14 protein-coding genes and 1 riboswitch are annotated in these 18795 nt (G+C 44.6%); of the genes, 7 read left to right on the forward strand and 7 right to left on the reverse strand.

The window, feature by feature from the left end:
- Nucleotides 1-22: 22 nt before the first annotated feature.
- On the reverse strand, nucleotides 23-2320 hold the full coding sequence (metE, locus tag DB520_RS15820) for a 5-methyltetrahydropteroyltriglutamate--homocysteine S-methyltransferase (protein WP_114750703.1): 2298 nt from the start codon (nucleotides 2318-2320) through the stop codon (nucleotides 23-25).
- A 171-nt stretch (nucleotides 2321-2491) separates the two neighbouring features.
- A riboswitch (cobalamin riboswitch) is annotated at nucleotides 2492-2686 on the reverse strand.
- 142 nt (nucleotides 2687-2828) lie between these two features.
- Between metE and DB520_RS15825 the strand changes: the two genes are divergently transcribed.
- From DB520_RS15825 to DB520_RS15845, 5 genes are all read left to right on the forward strand, one after another.
- Nucleotides 2829-3203 carry a hypothetical protein gene (locus DB520_RS15825; RefSeq protein ID WP_114750704.1) on the forward strand — a complete coding sequence of 125 codons (375 nt, stop codon included), beginning with the start codon at nucleotides 2829-2831 and terminating at the stop codon, nucleotides 3201-3203.
- A gap of 286 nt (nucleotides 3204-3489) precedes the next feature.
- Entirely contained in the window at nucleotides 3490-5814 is a 2325-nt protein-coding gene (locus DB520_RS15830) for a TonB-dependent receptor domain-containing protein (RefSeq protein WP_114750705.1), read from the forward strand.
- 13 nt (nucleotides 5815-5827) lie between these two features.
- Nucleotides 5828-7321, forward strand: coding sequence for a PepSY-associated TM helix domain-containing protein (locus tag DB520_RS15835; RefSeq protein WP_114750706.1), 1494 nt, complete (start codon nucleotides 5828-5830; stop codon nucleotides 7319-7321).
- A gap of 189 nt (nucleotides 7322-7510) precedes the next feature.
- Nucleotides 7511-7816 (forward strand): DinB family protein, encoded by a 306-nt coding sequence (locus DB520_RS15840; RefSeq protein ID WP_114750707.1) that lies wholly within the window; start codon nucleotides 7511-7513, stop codon nucleotides 7814-7816.
- Nucleotides 7817-7831: 15 nt separating this feature from the next.
- On the forward strand, nucleotides 7832-8065 hold the full coding sequence (locus DB520_RS15845; protein ID WP_114750708.1) for a DinB family protein: 234 nt from the start codon (nucleotides 7832-7834) through the stop codon (nucleotides 8063-8065).
- A 101-nt stretch (nucleotides 8066-8166) separates the two neighbouring features.
- Here the strand turns inward: DB520_RS15845 and DB520_RS15850 are convergent, their stop codons facing one another.
- The 6 genes from DB520_RS15850 to DB520_RS15870 form a co-directional block, all read right to left on the reverse strand.
- On the reverse strand, nucleotides 8167-10848 hold the full coding sequence (locus tag DB520_RS15850; protein ID WP_114750709.1) for an alpha-L-rhamnosidase-related protein: 2682 nt from the start codon (nucleotides 10846-10848) through the stop codon (nucleotides 8167-8169).
- Between the two features lie 73 nt (nucleotides 10849-10921).
- The gene (locus DB520_RS15855; RefSeq protein ID WP_114750710.1) at nucleotides 10922-11905 is read right to left on the reverse strand and encodes an NAD-dependent epimerase/dehydratase family protein; all 984 of its coding nucleotides are present in this window, start codon (nucleotides 11903-11905) and stop codon (nucleotides 10922-10924) included.
- A complete protein-coding gene (locus tag DB520_RS15860; protein WP_157972117.1) occupies nucleotides 11902-12747 on the reverse strand; it encodes an SDR family NAD(P)-dependent oxidoreductase in 846 nt (281 codons plus the stop codon). Before DB520_RS15860 ends, DB520_RS15855 begins: the two co-directional genes overlap by 4 nt.
- A 101-nt stretch (nucleotides 12748-12848) precedes the next feature.
- Nucleotides 12849-13766 carry an NAD-dependent epimerase/dehydratase family protein gene (locus DB520_RS15865; protein ID WP_114750712.1) on the reverse strand — a complete coding sequence of 306 codons (918 nt, stop codon included), beginning with the start codon at nucleotides 13764-13766 and terminating at the stop codon, nucleotides 12849-12851.
- Nucleotides 13767-13861: 95 nt separating this feature from the next.
- Complete coding sequence (locus tag DB520_RS26725; protein WP_157972118.1) at nucleotides 13862-14008, reverse strand: hypothetical protein; 147 nt, start codon at nucleotides 14006-14008, stop codon at nucleotides 13862-13864.
- Nucleotides 14009-14077: 69 nt separating this feature from the next.
- A complete protein-coding gene (locus DB520_RS15870) occupies nucleotides 14078-15250 on the reverse strand; it encodes a PQQ-dependent sugar dehydrogenase (RefSeq protein ID WP_232835010.1) in 1173 nt (390 codons plus the stop codon).
- A 254-nt stretch (nucleotides 15251-15504) separates the two neighbouring features.
- Here DB520_RS15870 and DB520_RS15875 point away from each other — a divergent pair, with 254 nt between their 5' ends.
- Both DB520_RS15875 and DB520_RS15880 read left to right on the forward strand, forming a co-directional pair.
- Nucleotides 15505-17031, forward strand: coding sequence for a sulfatase family protein (locus DB520_RS15875; protein WP_114750713.1), 1527 nt, complete (start codon nucleotides 15505-15507; stop codon nucleotides 17029-17031).
- Between the two features lie 27 nt (nucleotides 17032-17058).
- Complete coding sequence (locus DB520_RS15880; protein ID WP_114750714.1) at nucleotides 17059-18780, forward strand: hypothetical protein; 1722 nt, start codon at nucleotides 17059-17061, stop codon at nucleotides 18778-18780.
- Nucleotides 18781-18795 lie beyond the last annotated feature (15 nt).

The following is an 18795-nucleotide window of genomic DNA, read 5'->3' on the forward strand; positions in this document are numbered from 1 at the left end:
TTTATTGTAATTAGACGGTTGCCTATGAGTCCAATTTTCTTAGTAACCTGGCGGCCTCTACCATGTTTGACAGTGCTGCCTTCGTCTCCTCCCATTGCCTGGTTTTAAGCCCACAGTCCGGGTTGATCCAGATGTTTTCTTTAGGGATAAAGGATTTGGCCTTGGCAATTAGATCGATGATTTCCTTTTGCTTTGGAATTCTTGGCGAATGGATGTCGTACACCCCAGGCCCGATTTCATTAGGGTATTTAAAGTCCTGGAATGCAGCCAGCAATTCCATTTCCGAACGCGAAGTTTCTATGGTAATCACATCGGCATCCATATTTGCAATGTGAGTGATGATATCATTGAATTCGGAATAACACATGTGTGTGTGGATTTGCGTCTGATCCTGGATGCCACTGGAGGACAGCCTGAATGCCTTCACTGCCCAATCCAGATAATTTGCCCAATCTTTTTGCCTTAAGGGAAGGCCTTCCCGGAAGGCGGGCTCATCGATTTGGATGATGCGGATTCCTGCCTTTTCCAGTGATTTCACCTCTTCTCTGATGGACAAAGCGATCTGATTTGCCGTTTGAGACCTTGGCTGGTCATCCCGTATAAACGACCATTGCAATATCGTGATAGGGCCAGTTAGCATGCCCTTTACCGGTTTCGCAGAGTGGTCTTGGGCGAATTTCGACCATTTAACTGTCATGTCATTGGGGCGGCTCACGTCACCATAAATGATGGGGGGTTTTACGCACCGGCTGCCATAGCTCTGCACCCAGCCGTTTTGAGTAAAGGCGAAACCGTTCAGCAATTCCCCAAAATATTCCACCATGTCGTTTCTTTCGAATTCTCCGTGAACCAACACATCCAGGCCGATTTCTTCCTGCCATTTCAATGCCTCTGCAATGGCTTTTTCTATTTTCCCTGTGTATGCAGCCTGGCTAATTTCCCCCTTTTTAAATCTAGACCTTAGTAATCTCAGCTCCTTGGTTTGGGGGAATGAGCCTATTGTGGTAGTAGGGTATAAGGGAAGGATAAATCTTTCTTTTTGGATTTTTTGTCGGGTGGAGAAAGCCGAACTCCGCTTGTAATCCTCCTCCTTTAAAGCCCATATGGCGGCTTTTACTTTTTGGTTGTGGATTTTGGTGGAACTCGCTCTGCTATTAATGTATTCGTCATTTTCTTGCAGTTTTTGCCGTGAATTGGTTGCGTATGGAGTTAATGCTATCATTTTCAGATCTTTCAGCTCTCCAATTTTTTGTTTGGCGAAAGCTAACCAACCTTTGATTTCCGGGTCAAGGCGTTGCTCATCGTCCAGGTCATACGGGCAGTGCAGCAATGAACAGGAAGGGGCCAGCCAAACCCTTTCTTTACCGATTTGCTGAATAGTCGTTTCGATCATGGACAGAGACTTCCTATAGCGGTTCTTCCAGATGTTTCTTCCATCCACCAAGCCTAAGGACAATGTCTGATTGGCCAGTGATTGGTGTGAAAGTATATCATCAAGTTGGGAAGGACATCTGACTAAATCAAGGTGAAGCACTTCCACCGGAAGCCTCAAGGCTCTGTCCAAGTTGTCCCCAAAGCAATCAAAGTAATTGGCAAGGATAACCTTTAACTCAGGTAGTTCAGCATTGAAATGATCATATACCTGCTGGTATTTTTCCTCCACCTGATCGCTCAAATCCAGCGACAGGCAAGGCTCGTCGATTTGCACCCATTCTGCTCCCAGCTCCCGAAATTTTTTGAGAATTGCGGTGTAGGTGGGCAGCAATTGATCCAATAAATCGATCCTTGAGAAACCAGCTTCTTTCTCCTTACCAAGTAAAAGGTAAGAGATGGGGCCAAGCAGTACGGGCTTGGGACTAACCCCTGATTTTTTCGCCGCAGTAAACTCTTCAAATGGTTTATGGCCTTGAAGAGTGAAAGTCTGATCCTCTTTAAATTCAGGTACCAAATAGTGGTAGTTGGTTTCAAACCACTTGGTCATTTCCAGGGGTTTAAGATCAAACCCTTCTTTTTGGTAGCCCCGTGCCATGGCAAAATATAGGTCAAGGGGTGATTTTTCCGAAGCGAGTTTTTGGAATCTCTCCGGAATGGCTCCTACCAGCATGGAAAGGTCCAAAACTTGGTCGTAGTATGAGAAATCATTAACGGGGATCAAGTCAAGGCCAGCGGCCTTTTGCACTTCCCAGTTATTGGCCTTAAGGGAGTTAGAGACCTTTTCCAATTCTTCGGTGGGAATCTTTCCTGCCCAAAATTGCTCACAGGCTTTTTTGAGCTCACGTTGGCTACCAATCCTCGGGTAGCCTAAGTTGTGTGTTAGCATTGCGTTTAATGATTAAAATATTAGAAATTATGATCTAACATTTCGCAAGGCACTCGTGGGGATAAAAAAAGAATGGACACAATTAGATATACCGATCCCATATTACTAGGGGAGTAGCTGTAGTGTTAAATGTGTCATCAATCCTGACCCTTACCCCAATCCACGAGGGCATTTGTCAATACAAAAAAGGCAAGTCTCCTGGCTTGTAACATTTCACACCGGCCTTCTCATCCTATTTCCATTAGGACAATGGCACTCACTTGGGTGGAAATTTATGCGTTACTTACAGTTGCGGGACAGCTCATGATTTGCACATGATTCCTTATTAATCGGCATCTCTGCCGAACCTGATTTGCGTTGATGAAATACTAAATCAAAGAACAGCCGCAAAGAAGGTCATTTATTTTTAAAATAAAAAGAGTTAGGGCAAAGGGTAGTTAGGGTTAAAGGGGAATTAAATGGATTGAGTAGTTTACTATTTTAGAAAATACCCCTTACATTTGCATCAATGTTGAAAAGCCTTATTCACATATCTCTGGGAATGTTGCTGCTGATGAACGGGATGGTTTATTCTGTCATTCAGGGGGCTTACGAGTGGAACAAGGCGGAAATCATCCAGAAATTTTGTGTGAACCAAGCACAACCCGAGCTGAATTGTGACGGCAAATGTTACCTTGCCCAGCAACTGAAAGCTGAAAGAGAAAAGCGAAACCAAGCCGATAAGCATTTTTTCTCTGCTGATTTTGGGCAGTATATCGCTAATGCTTCTACTTTGATCTCTTTCCAAACTTCATTCACATTCCAAGTAAATGCAGTAACCGGATACAAAGAGTTTGCCCCCAACTACTTTTCTGACACTTTGGAAAAGCCTCCCCAGGTTTAAAAACCCTTACAGACCTTCTTTTTGTTTTGCCATAGGGCTTCCTGTGCTGGAAGTTTTCACGGTTTACCTAAATTTTCAACTTATCAAACCCCATCAATACGATGGGTGCTATGAGTATGCTACGTGCACTATGTACGGTTTGTATGGCATGGATGATCATCATGAACAGCATGGTCTATTCGGTCATTGACAAGCCTCCTAAAATCTGAGTTTATTCAATTTAGGCGAAGAATCATAGGTTCATCGCTGTAAAAGCATAAATACTCAATTACTAACTCAGATAAAAATGAAAATCAAAATAATAGTGACTCTCATTGCGTCCCTCGCCATGTTGGGCTCTTTGCATGCACAAAATCTTATAAAAGGAAAAGTAATAGATGCGGAACTTCAAGAACCAATTCCAGGGGTAAGTATCCTTGTGAAAGGGGGTAAAGCGGGTACCGTTTCCGATAGGGATGGAAATTTCAGCCTTCATACGGATGAGGAGGATAGAAACCTTGAATTCAGCTTTGTGGGTTTTCAAACACGATTGGTTTCTATTGCCAATTTCCCTAGCTCGGGACAGGTAATACTGAATCCTACCTCAGTGGATTTGGCGGAGGTGACTGTGGTGGGCTTTGAGCAAAATAGATCCCTACTGGAATCCACAGGAGCTATCGCCATCGCAGGCCCCAGGGACTTTGACCGGGCGGATAAAACGGATTTGGCCCAAATGCTGAACCACATTCCGGGGGTTCAGGTACGGGGTGCCAATGTCTTAAGACCTTCCACCATCTCTATAAGAGGGCAGGGAGCGCGAGGGCCTGGCCAGACTGGGAGGATCAAAATCTACCTGAACGACCTTATGCTCACCAATGCAGATGGCACCAATGCTTGGGAAGACATAGACCCCTTTTCTATAGGAACAGTGGAAGTCATCAAAGGGCCAGGCAGCAGTATTTATGGGGCCTCTGTGGGAGGGGTATTGAACATCAAAACCCAATCAGCTCCCTATGGGGAACATAGTGTGGAAGGCTTCTCACTGTTAGGCTCCTTTAATTCCTTGCGATACGGAAGTACCTACCGTTTGAGTGATGACAAGGTAAATATTATGGCCGCCGTCGGTACGCAGTCCACTGACGGGTTTAGGGAGCACTCCCAGGAGCAGCGGGACTTTGCCACATTTCTTGGCACTTTTACCAATGGGGACAACAACACCACGACTTTCTTTTTCAACCGCAACAAGTATGATTCCAGGGCAGCAGGTACCCTCACCAGAGAGCAGGTCGAGGAGGATCCCAGGCAGGCATTGCCTGTGTCGGTGCTTCAAAATACGGGAAGGATTGCCACTTTCACCCGGATGGGAATTAGCAATGAGTGGGAAATCAACAACAAGTGGAAAAATATCAGCTCCTTGACCATGTCCTTCTCTGATCTCGACCATCCGATCAATTTTCTATATATCTATCAATGGAACCAGAATGTGGGAGGGAGAACACGCTTTATCCATGAAACCAACCTCTTAGATATAAAGGCTTTTCTTACCCTGGGAGGAGAATACCTCACAGGTGTGGTTAAGACCAATTTTTATGGAATAGAGGAAGGCAGGCCTACTGCGGCCGTCACCGGGGACAGGGAAGCCGTGGTGAATAATGGCATCATTTTCGGCCAAGCTGAAATAGAAATGTCCGAAAAGCTACTCCTTACAGGTGGCATGAGCGTGAATTTTTATGAGTTCGGGAATTTGGAACTTACCTTACCCGGTGCAGAGCGCCAACTCAGGAGTTTTGACCCCTTCGTGGCTCCCAGGCTGGCCTTTAATTATCGCCCTCAGAAAAACATTGCCATACATGGTAATATATCAGCAGGGTTTACCCCTCCGGCCATCGGGGACATCAACCGCCCGGATGGCACTGTCAATTTGGACTTAAGGGAAGAAACGGCAATTAATTTTGAAATCGGTAGTAGGGGAAAGGCCTTAAAGGGTTGGCTGGAATATGATGTCAATATCTACAGGATGAACCTCACCGATGAAATTCTCACAAGGACTCCTGAGATAGGATTCGCCATTCGGGAAAATGCAGGGGAAACCAGCTACACCGGTGTGGAGGCTTATTTCAAATCAGACTTGATAAAGAATCCTAACCGGTTTATTGCCACCATTATGCCTACACTTGGGGTTACGCTGCAAGAAACCGTCTTTGTGGATTTTAGGGAAAGCATAGCCCAAGGTGGAGAAGTGGTAGAAACTGACCTTGCCGGAAATAGGGTACCGGGCAACGCCCCTTCCAGGATTTTCAGCAACCTTGAAGTCGGTGCCAGAAACGGGCTGTATCTTTTTGCCAATTTGGAATGGGTGGATCGCCTGCCCATAGACAATGCCAACACTGTATTTAATGATGCTTTCACCTTTGTGTCTTCCAAGGCAGGTTGGAGAGGATACCTGAATGCCAAGTTTGAGGCAAATGTGTTTGTGGGTGTGAATAATTTGCTGGATCAACTGTACTCCGACAGTCCCGCATTAAACCCCAACCCTATTGCCAGCGGCCCATTGGCAGGCCAAATTCCCTATCTAAACCTGAACTGGGGAAGGAATTATTATGCCGGACTGCACTTAAAATACCACCTGTAACCTAGAAATTATCATGGAAACAACAACTGTAAACTCCCCCCAACACAAAACAAGGGGAAAAAGAAATCGTAAAATCAAAGGCCTTTATAATTGGCATAGCATCATCGGCCTCATTACCATTCTGCCGGTAATATCCTGGACACTTTCAGGGCTTATGCACCCCTTTATGGCGCATTTCTTTAAACCAGAGATTGCCAACACCTTTCTTATTCCCAATCCCATAGTGCCGGAAAGTCTGATGGTTCAGCCCAAGGAGGCACTAGAATCGATAGGGGCAAGTGAATTTAAATCCATAAGGGCAGTCAATTGGGAGGATCAGACCTTTTATCAGATTAAAACGAGGGACGATAATTGGGTATATGTGAACACCGAGACAGGAGAAGCCCTTCCCGACGCTGATAGGCAATATTCCGAGTACCTGGCCAGGAAATTTATGGACGATCATGAAAGCCCCATGCTATCGGCAGTGGTTCAAGAGGAATTTGATAATGTCTACAAATATGTGAACAGGCTGCTGCCGGTATGGAGACTGGATGTTGAACGAAGCGATCGTATGACGATTTATGTGGACACCGCTTCGGACAAGTTAGGCACTTTCAATACCAGCTCCAGAAAGGCTTTCCTGTGGTTTTTTAGTACATTCCACAATTGGTCCTGGCTGGAGGGGATTTCCAACCTTTGGTGGAGAACCACGGTCATGATTTTGCTATTGGGAATCATTGCTGCCTCTTCCATTAGCGGGTTGGTCATTTATGGTTTTATGTGGAACAGGTTTAAAAAACCATCTTCAGGAAACAAAAAAGGACTTTTAAGAAAATACCATAGGCAGATTGGCTTAGCCACAGCTTTGGTAACGCTGACTTTTGCATTCAGCGGGGCATATCAAGCCACCTCAAAGTACACCCCTAATGTACTTCCCTCTATGGCGTATGAGCCCTTGCTTCAGACCTCTGCGATTAACACTTCCTTAGAGGAATTACTTTTTCCATCTTCTTCCATACTCAACTTTGGGATCGTCAAAATGGAGGGTCAGCACTATTATCAGCTTAGAATATCTAAGGGTAAAGGTCAGCCCCCTACTTGGGAATATTTCAATGCCTCCGATGGAAGTCAATTGAAAAATGGGGACGAACAGTATGCCATCTACCTAAGCGGTATTTTTGCGGAAAAGATGGGACAAAAGCTTAGTGAGCCATCCTTAAATTCGGTGGAGGAACAAAGGGAATTTAATCACGAATACGGGTTTATCTTTAAAAGATTACCCGTACAGAAAATTGAATTTGGCGATAGTGACCAACATGCACACTATATAGAAACTGGTACCTCCAGACTTGCCGCAAGCATTGCCAACCCGGATAGGGCCAGGGGGTTTACATTTGCGGTACTGCATAAGTTTTTCTTTATGGATTGGGCCGGTAAGACCATCAGGGATCTAGTAATGATGGTTTCGGCACTTGGGGTTCTAGTGGTGAGTTTGTTTGGGTTTATGCTTTTCCTGAAAAAGTAAGATCATATCAGAGTTTTTCATTAAGGATAGGGATAGGCAGTGTGTTCACTGCCTATCCTCTTTTAACCGACATGGTTTTTTGAAGACCCATAAAAAAATTTATAACTTGAGGGCTTATTCTTTTATGTATTTTCCATCTTGGCTAAACACACCCCTTAATTCAACCAAAGAAGTAAAATAAAATAAACGATGAAATCATTCCTAAACCTATGCCTATTGATTTTCCTTTTTACAGCCTGTGATACGACTAATACTATCAGGGAAGATGAAGGGCAATCAGCCAATACCTTTGACCATGTTCAATCCAACCTGGAGACCTTGGAGAAATCCAAATCATATACGCTTGCCATCTTGGAGCAAATGCCGGACAGCCTGTACAGGTTCAGGCCAAGCCCTGAATTCATGAGTTTTTCGCAGCATTATCTCCATAGCGCCATATTTTCCTGTGATCAGGTGGCTGGGAGGCTGGGTATGGAGAGCCCTTACAAGGGATAGGATCAACAAATAGAGTTGGATAAGGAAGGAACCATCCATGAAGTCCACAGAATGTATGATTTTCTGGAAGAGGTATTGGAATCAAAGTCCAATGAAGAAATGGAGGAAACCATAGATTTTGGAGGAGAGGAGATGCCTGTCTGGAGGCTATTTGACATTGTGGAAAACCACAGTATCCACCATAGAGGGTATAGCCTGGTGTATATGAGGATGAATGGTGTGGCGCCAAAAGGGTATTTGGGCTGGTAAATAAAGAGGGCTTGAGTAGTAGGATAATTGTGTGAAATTTTACCCTTCAGTGAATTTTTTAAAATCCAATGTAAATCCATCATCCGATTTCTCAAATCTTACTAAACATGTTTCAACCCAATTTCCCAATCCTTTCCTTCCTCTAATCTATAGGTGTCCCAACCGTTCTGACCTTTGGTGATTTTTTCTATCCCCTTCGGAAGCTGCTCATTTGTTGGCACAACGAGGTTTACATTCACTCCATGTGGAAGGGATAACTTTAGCCTCCTGTTCCCAAGTTTTCCGGAAGCCTCAAATCTCAAGGTGCCTTTTGAAGTGTGGTAGGTCAATCGCAAACTCTCCAACGAAGCCAACTGAGGCTTAATTTGTACCAGGCTGCCCCCGGGGTTGAGCATGGTGATACCGGCAAAACACATATAGCTGGCAAAGAACGGCGCTATCCCGGAGTGGCTCAATTGGCTTTGGGTATCCTTTTCTGCTTTCCAACTTTCCTGAATGGTGTTGTTTTCCTTCACCGAGAGCATCTCCAACCATCGAAACCCGAAATCATCCATGATCTCCTGTGTGTCTCCTAAAGCGGCCCATGTCCAGTATAGCCAAATCACATTAGCCGGATAGCACCTTCCCAATCTTTCAGGCTTGCTGGCCAATTCCTTTTTTATACTTTCCAAAGTGGAATCAGGAGCAAACCCGCCCAAAACCCAGTGGGCCAAGGATCTCTCACAGGTTCTTTTTTCGCCGTCTTTCGTTGCCCAAGGCAAATTGATGATAAGAAGTTTTTCCTCTGGAGAATAGAACTGGCTTTCCACTCTTTTGGCCAAATCTTCGGAAATTGCTAGCATTTCTTTTTGTAGGTTTGTCTCTCCAAAAGCTTCTGCCAAAGGTGCCAAAGCCTGTTTTAGCATGCTGGCCACATACAGATTATAGGCGCATTGTTTATCCCTATCGGATTTGTAGCTATCGGTATCCATCCATACGGCGTTCATTCCCAGATTTTCCACCGGAAGGAGTGAATTTCCTTCAAGTGACCTTTTGATCAACCCATAAAACCTCAGCAACCTCGGAAAAATCTCCTCAAAATCCTCCTTTTTCCCCGTATATAGATAATGATGCCAGCAATCAAAGCAAAATCCCACGCTATGGTCTAGTAAAACTCCCCAGGGTGTCAGACCCAGTTGTCTTTGTGCCATTCTGTTGAGGCGGTCATAGGCAGGCCAACTGTCCATAAAGAAATCCCCCAAGGTCAGCCCCTGACTAAACGTGTCCACAAACCGAAAGGGCAGCCTGCTTTCACCAAACCCTGTGTGCAAGGCATGAAGCATGTGTCCGATATCCCCACTGTATTGCTGTCTTTCCCTGCCCACACAATCCACAATGGTTTCGTGGCTATTGTTCCAAACGGTGTTTACACAGGCTTTAAGCAAGGTGTTGAGCCCCTCATGAGAGCTTTCCACTTGGGGTTGGTAGGGAAAATCATATACCCTCCTTTTCAGAACAATACTAGTTATGCTAATAGGTTTATTGGTATGGTGTATGTGCAATTGAATCCACTTTACACTCTCGTAATCAAAGGTTATTAGTTTGTTTTCCCCCTCTTTACAGATAAACCGCGTCCAAGAATGGAAATTGTTGTTGATAAGGGGAGGCCCACCCTCCTTAAGTAATCGGTGGCTTTGCTGAACCATTACTTCTATATTTGTGCCTTCCTCGGCTTCTATGGTGAAATAAGGCCAGCCAATGGCCTGTTCATTGAGCTCAAAGGAGATTACAAGTCCTTGACCCTCACCTTTGGGAGGAGCAAACGTCCATCTACCATTTTTTGGTTTGAATTCCATGAGGACTTCCCCTGCTTGAAAGGCATTGGCAGTTTTAAAATCAAAATACTCCTCAACAGGGACTTTCCAGTCGACATAATGAGCTTCTTTTATGGAAAAGGAATCCATGGTTTTTTCCTGCAAAAGGGGCACGCTTCGTTTTCGCAGTTGGGTCTGTATGTCTCCGCCACTGTCATACAGATAATCCGAGATCGACGAACTTAGGGCAGTACTATTTCCTTCTTTGGAAAAAAGGGCTGCCTTTTGCCAGGTATTGTCTTCCTTAAAACCGGGTTTGTTCCACCCATGGGGATAATGCCGGTTGTCAAAGACTTCCTGCAGTGATCTCAAATACCATCTTTTGTATTTTCCCGCAGGCCAACTCCTGGCATATTGTACAGACCAATTCCCATCGCTCACCACATGTTCCATATCACCATCTTGGTATTCAATGTCCAGTTTAAAAATAAAACCCGCTTTGCCCGTGGGCCATGCCCCGTCTCCAAAGCCAAAATAGACTACGGTGGCTGCCAAAACGTTTTCCCCTTCTTGCAGCCCTGCGCTTAAGTCCAAAGGATCGGCCTCAGAAAACCTGGGGTCGGATGGCGCAGGGCCAAACTGGATACGTATCCCATTTAACATGAACAGGTACCTGCTTTCTCCCAAAATCCAGCCTTTGGCAGCTCTGACGGCCTTTTTTATCTTTATTTCTCTTCGAAAGTGAAAAAATGAATTGGGCAAAATCCGTTCTGCAGGATACCAGATCCATCTCGCTGGATCTAGGTTTAATTCCCGTCTTTTGGGAAAGGAAAAAGGCTTGGGGGAAATCGCTTTCCCTGATTTCTGTGGGTGTGTAGATATTAGGGAAGAATGGGCCGCGGCATGAGGGATCAGTGAAACTACCCCAGCAGATGAGATCCATCCCAAAAAACCCCTTCTGCTTAGCTTATTGGTCTGATTTTTAGCCATATTAGGGGCAATTTATTGAGAAATGCCTCTTTTATCAATGATTCACAGGTTTTTCAAACTCGAGCGGTACTATCTACTTGACCTTTAGTTTATTATTTTCGATAAACCAATCCAAGGCCTGCTTTGCTGCCTCTTTCACAGGGCTTCTTTGGTAATCAAACACCTCTAATGCCCTTTGCCCTTCATAATAATTGTCTCTCCCTAAAAGTTTGGCGTTGGTGAGGTTAAACTCTGCCTTCTTCCCCTTAAAAAACTGGGTGATGCCAGCGGCAGCATAAAAAATGATTTTAGGAATGGGGACAAGACGTTTTTTAATGCTGGTAAGGTCGTTCAGTATTTCGAAGAATTCCTGATAGGTAAGGTTTTCACCCGTCACCAACAGCTTTTCCCCTTTAAGGGGTGAATGCAATGCCTTCACACACACTTCGGCCACATCTTTCACATCCACAAAGTTTTTACCTCCCGGAGGTACTGCAACAATATTGCTCCTTGCCCAGAAATGAATCATTCTACCAGAACTGGGTTTGCTGTCGTAGGGGCCTATCATAAAAGTAGGGCTGATGATCAGGGCATCAAGTTCCTGATATTCCACTTGTTCCAAGATATATTGCTCTGCAATAAATTTGCTGTTCACATAGGAGGAGCCTAAATGAAAGGAATCAAAATCATCCAGTTCCACCCCGGGATTATCCTTTGATCCGGGAGCGATGGTACCTGCCGTACCCACGTAGATAAACTTTTTAATCCCGTATTTTAGGCTTAATTCTACCAGGTTTTCCGTTCCTATTATATTGATTTGATCAAAAACAGCATAATCATTACTTGGATGACTATGGATGGAAGCTGCGTGGATGACCGCTTCGCAATCATTTAAGGCCAATGCCAAACTTTCTTTATCCTCTAAGGTGCCATAAGCGAAAGTAATGGGCAACCCCTCCAATGTTTCCAAATTAGTGGTCTCTCTTACTAAGGCGACAGGAAAATGCCCTTTTTCCAATAATACGCTTACGATGTGCCTTCCCAATAGGCCAGCGGCCCCTGTTACTAATACCCTCATGCCGTGGTGGTGGAACTTTTTGCTGATTCTTGTATTCGATTCTCTTTCAATTCATTTTTCACGCTTTGGGTCATAGCGGATTTTACGAATTTTTTAGGAAATAACTTCATAAACCAAAACCACACCTTGTTTCCAAAACCTGGGATAATCACCGCTTTACCCCTAAACATGCTTTCAAGGCTAATCTTTGCAATTTCTGAAGTGTTAAGTAAACAAAACCTGGCTTTGGCACCTTGCTTAATGATACGTTTACAACTACTCGATGTTGTTAGCATTGGCCCGGGGTGGGCGGTGGAAAAATGGATGTTGGTGGATTTGAATTCTTCCCTTAGCCCCATGGTAAGCGATAGTAGGAAAGCTTTGCTGGCAGGGTAAACTGTCTTATAACCGATCGGAGAGAATGCGGCCATGCTGGAGACGTTCAACACATAACTTGTCCTAGCTTTTTTGAGTGCGGGCATCACTAACCGCGTAAGTACTGCCGCAGTCCTTACGTTTAGTTTTATCAAATTTTCTAGATAGTCCAACGGTGATTTGTCATAAGGAACTGTACCACCTGCACCTGCATTATTGATTAAGACGTGAAGGGGACCTGTCTGATTTACAGTATGGGCTAAGTGATACACTTCCTCCTCATCGGTCAGGTCCATTTCAATTGCCGTTGCTTTGACCTTGTAGTGTAGCCTTATTTGTTCGGCCAAATAAGGTAGGTTCGAATTAGGCAAGGACACCAAAAAAAGGTCATATCCTTTTTTGGCACAAAGGATGGCTAATGCCCTACCTAGCCCTTTGCTGGCTCCTGTGATTAATGCAATTTTAGATGCAACATTATTAAACTCCATGGTAATTTTTTGGGACAAAAGATCTACCAGAATGGTAGCAAAAAAGGTTGACCTAAAAACAACAATTACCCTGCCACCTTTTTATTTTTTAGGAGAGTGTGTTAAAGGCATTCAAGTAGCCCGGAGTTAATGGGCGTAGGCGCAAGTCCATACTTCTTTTGCAATTTCTCAGAATGAAAACAAAAATCGCGATCCATCTGGTAGCTAAGTTCCTTCACTTCACGCAGGACCGGGATAAAAGCTCCCAATAGCTGGATCATCAATGGGGAAAGGACTTGTACTTTGTTTGATGTATTAAGTTCTTTGCTTAAAAAGTTTACGATTTCCTGCACGGTGGGGAAGGTGCCGTCTGTGGGAAGGTGCCATATTTGATCCCATGCATCGGCTTGCTGGGCGAGGAAGGCTGTGGCCTTAGCAGCATCCGGAATATAGGTAAAAGACTGCCGCTTGTCTTTTTCATAGAGCCATTGGGCTTTTTTACCGACCTTCATTCTTTCAATTACGGAGATATTGAGGAAGCTTTGTGTTGCTTTGGGCCCATAGAATCCCGCCGCGCGGACGATCATGGCCTGGATCTTCCCTTTTTCTACTGCCTCCATTAGCATTTGGGCTATTTCCGCCCTTACCTTGCCTTTTTCAGAACTAGGCGCCATGGGGGTATCTTCATGGAGATCCCCTACATAGTTGTGATCATAGGCATACATGTTGTCAAAAAATACCAACTTGGCATGGTGGGCGGCGCAGGCGTCAATCACGTTTTTCATGACTATTGGCCACTGGGATTTCCAGGTTTTTGTGGCATATGGAAGACCCGCCACTAAGTAGGCAACATGGGTTCCTAAGATGGCGTCATTTACCTCTTCTGCCTTTAATAAATCGGCCGGAACCAGCTTGTCTTCAGAATTGATTTTTTGAGGGTTACGGCTAGAAAGACGAATTTGCCGTGATGAGGAAGGCAAAATCTTGGCCAAATGAATGCCAATATTTCCGTTGGCGCCTAAGATGGTGTGGGTCTCCATTTTTTTTGGGTGAATTTAATCAACATTTGCGATATATAAAAAGAAGATGGCTGCTCGCATTCAGGAATCGCAATGGGGTTTCTACAACTCCTCATCTACTTTTTCCAATCTGTCCCTACTTCATATTGGCCTTTAGCGAAAACATGAAGGGCAGACCTGACCCCTGGTTTAAGGCCGTAATTACTTAGTATACTCTTTTCCTTTACCTTCAATTTTTGATTTCTGAAGTATAAATGAGCCATGCGTTTAAAAAACGGAAAATGGTAATGTTAGGAGTTATCAAAACCCGTAACTACTCCAAAAAACCGGCTTCATTCCTTAAACTTAATCCTCAGAATCTTATCGTCATGGATCCTCATCGGTGCCCTTCCGTCTGTGTTACTGGTGGTCACGTAGAGATGTCCATCCGGGCCTTGGACCACATCCCTCATTCTACCATAAATACCTTGGGAAGGGGCATAGGAAAACCAGCGCTCCATCCTGCTGACCGAGTAGTCTTCATTCTCCCTATCCAAGACAATCCTGATTAAGGCCTGTCCCCCAAGGGAGGCCACGAAAAGGTCTCCTTTGTAAAAGGTCATTCCCGCAGGGGGCACTGCGGCTTGGTTCCACATCACTAGTGGGTCTTGGTATTCAGGTATCCCCGGGGCACCCACCACTATCGGCCATCCATGATTTCCACCCTTCTTCACTTTGTTGATTTCATCTCTGTACCTTACATCCCCTTCCACTTTTGCCCCGGAAGGACCATGTTCGGAGTTGAAAAAAGTACCGGTTTGTGGATCCCAGGCAAATCCCTGAACCACTCTATGGCCATAGGAATAAACAGGGGAGTTCTCAAAAGGATTGTCTTCTGGAATTTCCCCCTCTGGGGTAATCCTCAATATTTTGGAGGCTAGGTGGTCCAAATCCTGCGCCACAAAGGGCTGGGACATATCTCCTGTGCCGATGTAAAGCATCCCATCCGGCCCAAAGGCAATCCTTCCCCCCAAGTGAATAGCATATGCAGGAATATTGTCTAAAATCACCTTATCAACTTCTGCCGTATTGGTTTTGTGGCTTAGGCGCACTACTTTACTAAGCAACTCGTCCTGCTCATTTCTATAGGCGTGCATGATATAAATCCATCCGTTGTTTTCAAAATCGGGGTGAAGGTCCATACCCATAAGACCAGCATCGACCTCATGTACCACACCAGGCACATCGAGAAAAAGTTTAGGCTGGTTAGTATCTTTCGGAATCCTCATGATACTTCCCGGCCGCTGGGCTACTAGGGCATCCCCATTAGGCAGAAATCTCAAGCTCCAAGGAATGGTAAGGCTATCCACCCAAACTTCCACCTGTACCTCATCCACCATCGGTCTATAGATATCTTGGACTTTTTGTGGTACTTCCCCTAAAATTGGGGTTGCCATTGTATCCTCCTCTTGAGCAATGGAGGAAAAGGCTATACAAAGCATAAAAATAGTGAAGAAAATTTTCATGTGTTTATAATTGTTTTTCAGTGGACAGACGGAATGCCCTAGATAATCATCCCCCTGCGTGAGAATACTTTCTCATGGGCATTTCATGGGAACGTTTTAAGGCCTAAACTAATAAATAGCTGTTTTTGTTGGTGCTACCTGATTTTCCATACAAACATATGCTAATCTCTAAGACTATTTCCTGTTTTAACCTTTTTTCTATGGCAATCCTCTTTTGAAAACCGTATATTTCAAGGCTAAACCCAAACTCAACTATGCGACTTCTTCTTTGCTATACCCTTTACCTTGTCCTAAGTCCTACCTTTGCCCAGACCAAACCAAACATTGTTTATATCCTAGCTGATGACCTGGGAATAGGGGATGTCTCTGCCTACAACCCAGACTCCAAAATCGATACCAAATACATAGACTGGATGGCCCAAAATGGGATTATGTTTACCGATGCCCATACCAGTTCCTCGGTGTGCACTCCTACTCGTTATGGAATTCTTACAGGAAGGTACAATTGGAGGTCTAGGTTGAAAAAGGGGGTTTTGAGTGGCTATTCAAAACCCTTGATTGAGCCTGAAAGGTTGACGGTGGCACATTTCCTTCAGTCTCACGGGTACCATACTGCATTTTTGGGTAAGTGGCACCTGGGGTGGGATTGGGGGTTTTCCGATGAAACTCAGGGTTTGGATAATCTGGGAAATGTATTTGAAATTGATTATGGCCAACCTATAAAAAATGGCCCAAGAAGTGCCGGTTTTGATTTTTCTTATGGGTTTAGCGGTTCCTTGGATATGCCCCCCTACGTCTATGTTCAAAATGACACCGTCACTGCTGCGCCAAACAGGATAACGAGAAATATGGATGAAAAAGGCTTCTGGAGGGAAGGGGAGACCGGAGCTGATTTTGATCATGTTAAGGTATTACCTCACCTCACCACAAAGGCCATAGATTTTATCCATGAACATGGAGCTAGTGACTCCCCCTTCTTTTTATATTTCGCATTGCCAGCCCCTCATACTCCAATATTGCCCACTACGGAATTTATGGGCCAAAGTAACACCAATTTATATGGGGATTTCATGCTGCAGGTGGATGATGTGGTGGGCCAAGTGGTCCAGGCATTGAAGGCAATTGGTAAACTGGAAAACACCCTACTGATTTTTGTTAGCGATAATGGCTGTTCACCCAGGGCTAGTTTTCCGGAGTTGGAAAGAGTAGGGCATCACCCAAGTCACATATACAGGGGGCATAAAGCCGATATCTATGAAGGTGGGCATAGAGTACCATTTCTGGTACACTGGCCGGAAGTTGTAGCAACCCCTAGGGTTTCTGACCGTTTGGTTTGCACCACGGATTTGATGGCTACAGTGGCAGAATTGATGGATAGCACACTGCCTGTGAATGTGGGAGAGGATAGCTTTAGTTTTTTGGATGTAATTCGTGGAGGAAGGGGTTACGAGAGAAGAGAATCTATCATACACCATTCCATAGAGGGGAGGTTTGCCATTCGAAGGGATAAATGGAAGTTGATTCTGTGGCCTGGATCCGGGGGATGGAGTGAGCCCATGACCAATCAGGGACTGGAAGGGCTACCTCCTTACCAGCTATTCGACTTGGCTTCTGATCCGGGAGAAAAGGAAAACAGGTTGGAAATGCAACCTGAAAGAGTGGAGGAATTAAAAACAGAGATAGTCCAATTGATAAGAGAGGGTAGGAGCAATGCTGGGCCAGTACAAAGTAATGATGGAGAGGTGCCATGGGAACAGGTCAAGTGGGCTTTTGAAGAGTAAATTGGTCATCGGTAAATTGAGAGACAAATGAAGAGAAGGAAATTTTTCCAAAAAACAGGAAAGCTTGCCATGTTATCCCCCTTAATTCCAGTTCAACCGGAATGGTTGAATTTTTTGGCATTGCCAAACCAGGAAGAAATGCCAGAGTGGTTATTGGAACTGATAAAGGTAAATGATAGCAATGTAAGCAGGCTTTTGGATCAATTTATCGATGAGCCCTCCCACCATCAATTCGGAGGGATTCAGGATAGTTACCAGATGGCTACTGCCCATTCGGTTACTGCTTTCCTAAAAACAGGATTGTGCGCACTGCTTGCAAAGAGCAGTGACTATTATAAGGATCCTGAATTACTGGAAAAATTATCGGCAAGTGCTAATTTTTTAGTAAAAGTACAACACGAGGATGGTACCATTGACCTGGTTACGACTAACTTCCACTCCACTCCTGATACTGCTTTTATAGTCAAATGGTTGATGCCCATTTACAGGGTGTTTTTGCATTCCGATCTACCCGACAAACAGTCTTTGGAGGAGCCTTTATATCGGTTTTTTAATAATGCGGGCGAGGCATTAGTGATTGGAGGCATTCACACCCCCAACCACAGATGGGTGGTATGTGGTGCATTGGCTGAGTTGTATCAATGGAACAGAAACCAAAGGTACTTAGAAAGAGCGGAGCAGTGGCTGGCAGAAGGCATTGACATGGATCCTGATGGGCAATATGAAGAAAAAAGCAGTTACATCTACAGTTCCTTGAGCGACAGGGTTCTTATTTCCACTGCAAGAGGGTTTGAAAAATTTAATCTTCTGGAATATGTGCGAAAGAACCTGGAAATGACATTTTATTACCTCCATCCGAATGGGGAGATTGTCACGGAGGCCTCCGGTAGGCAGGATAATTCTATAGTTGCTACTTTGGAGCGGTACTATTACCCATACCGTTATATGGCACTTAGGGATAGGAATGGCCACTTTGCTGCGGCCTGTAAGCTTATTGAAAACTCCGTTTTTGAAAAGGCATCTGGGTTTTTGTATTACTTCCTGGAAGACACCTCACTTTGGGAGGAGTTGCCGCCAAGCAAACCCCTCCCGACCAACTATGTGCGCAAATTTTTGCATTCTGGATTAGTTCGCATCAGAAGAGGAAATTATGATGGCAGCATTCTTTTGGACAACCCGGTATTTTTCACCTTTCACAAAAGGAAGACAGTGTTGCAAGGGGTGAGGCTGGCAAGTGCCTTTTTTGGGAAGGGGCAGTTTAAGGCGGATAGTTTTGAAGAAAAGGATGGTGTATATGTGCTGAGCAGCGAATTGGAGGGGCCTTACTACCAGCCTTTTGAGAAGGGGGAGGTTTCTGGTGACGGGGATTGGTCCAAAATGCCAAGAACTGATCGCAAAACGTCGGAAGTTCAGAAGTTACATACCAATGTGAGGATTAAAGAAATTACTGGTGGGTTTGAAATGGAAATTGATATAGCGGGTACAGATCATGTACCGGTAGCCTTGGAGTTGATATTTAGGGAAGGAGGAGAATTGAAGGGGGTGCAACCTTATCAAGATTTGCCAGAAACCTATTTCCTGTCTGGTGAAGAAGGAATCTATGAAAGAGAGGGTGAAAAAATACTTTTTGGGCCTGGCAGGCAGGAGCATACCTGGGTCGCCATAAGAGGTGCTTTGCCAAAAATGAATGCTCCTACTGTGTTTTTAACGGGTTTTACACCTTTCCATCAAAAAATCCAATTAAAATAAGCTTCGAATTTTTTT

Origin of the sequence: Pleomorphovibrio marinus, from assembly GCF_003347495.1 — a bacterium.
GTDB lineage: Bacteria > Bacteroidota > Bacteroidia > Cytophagales > Cyclobacteriaceae > Pleomorphovibrio > Pleomorphovibrio marinus.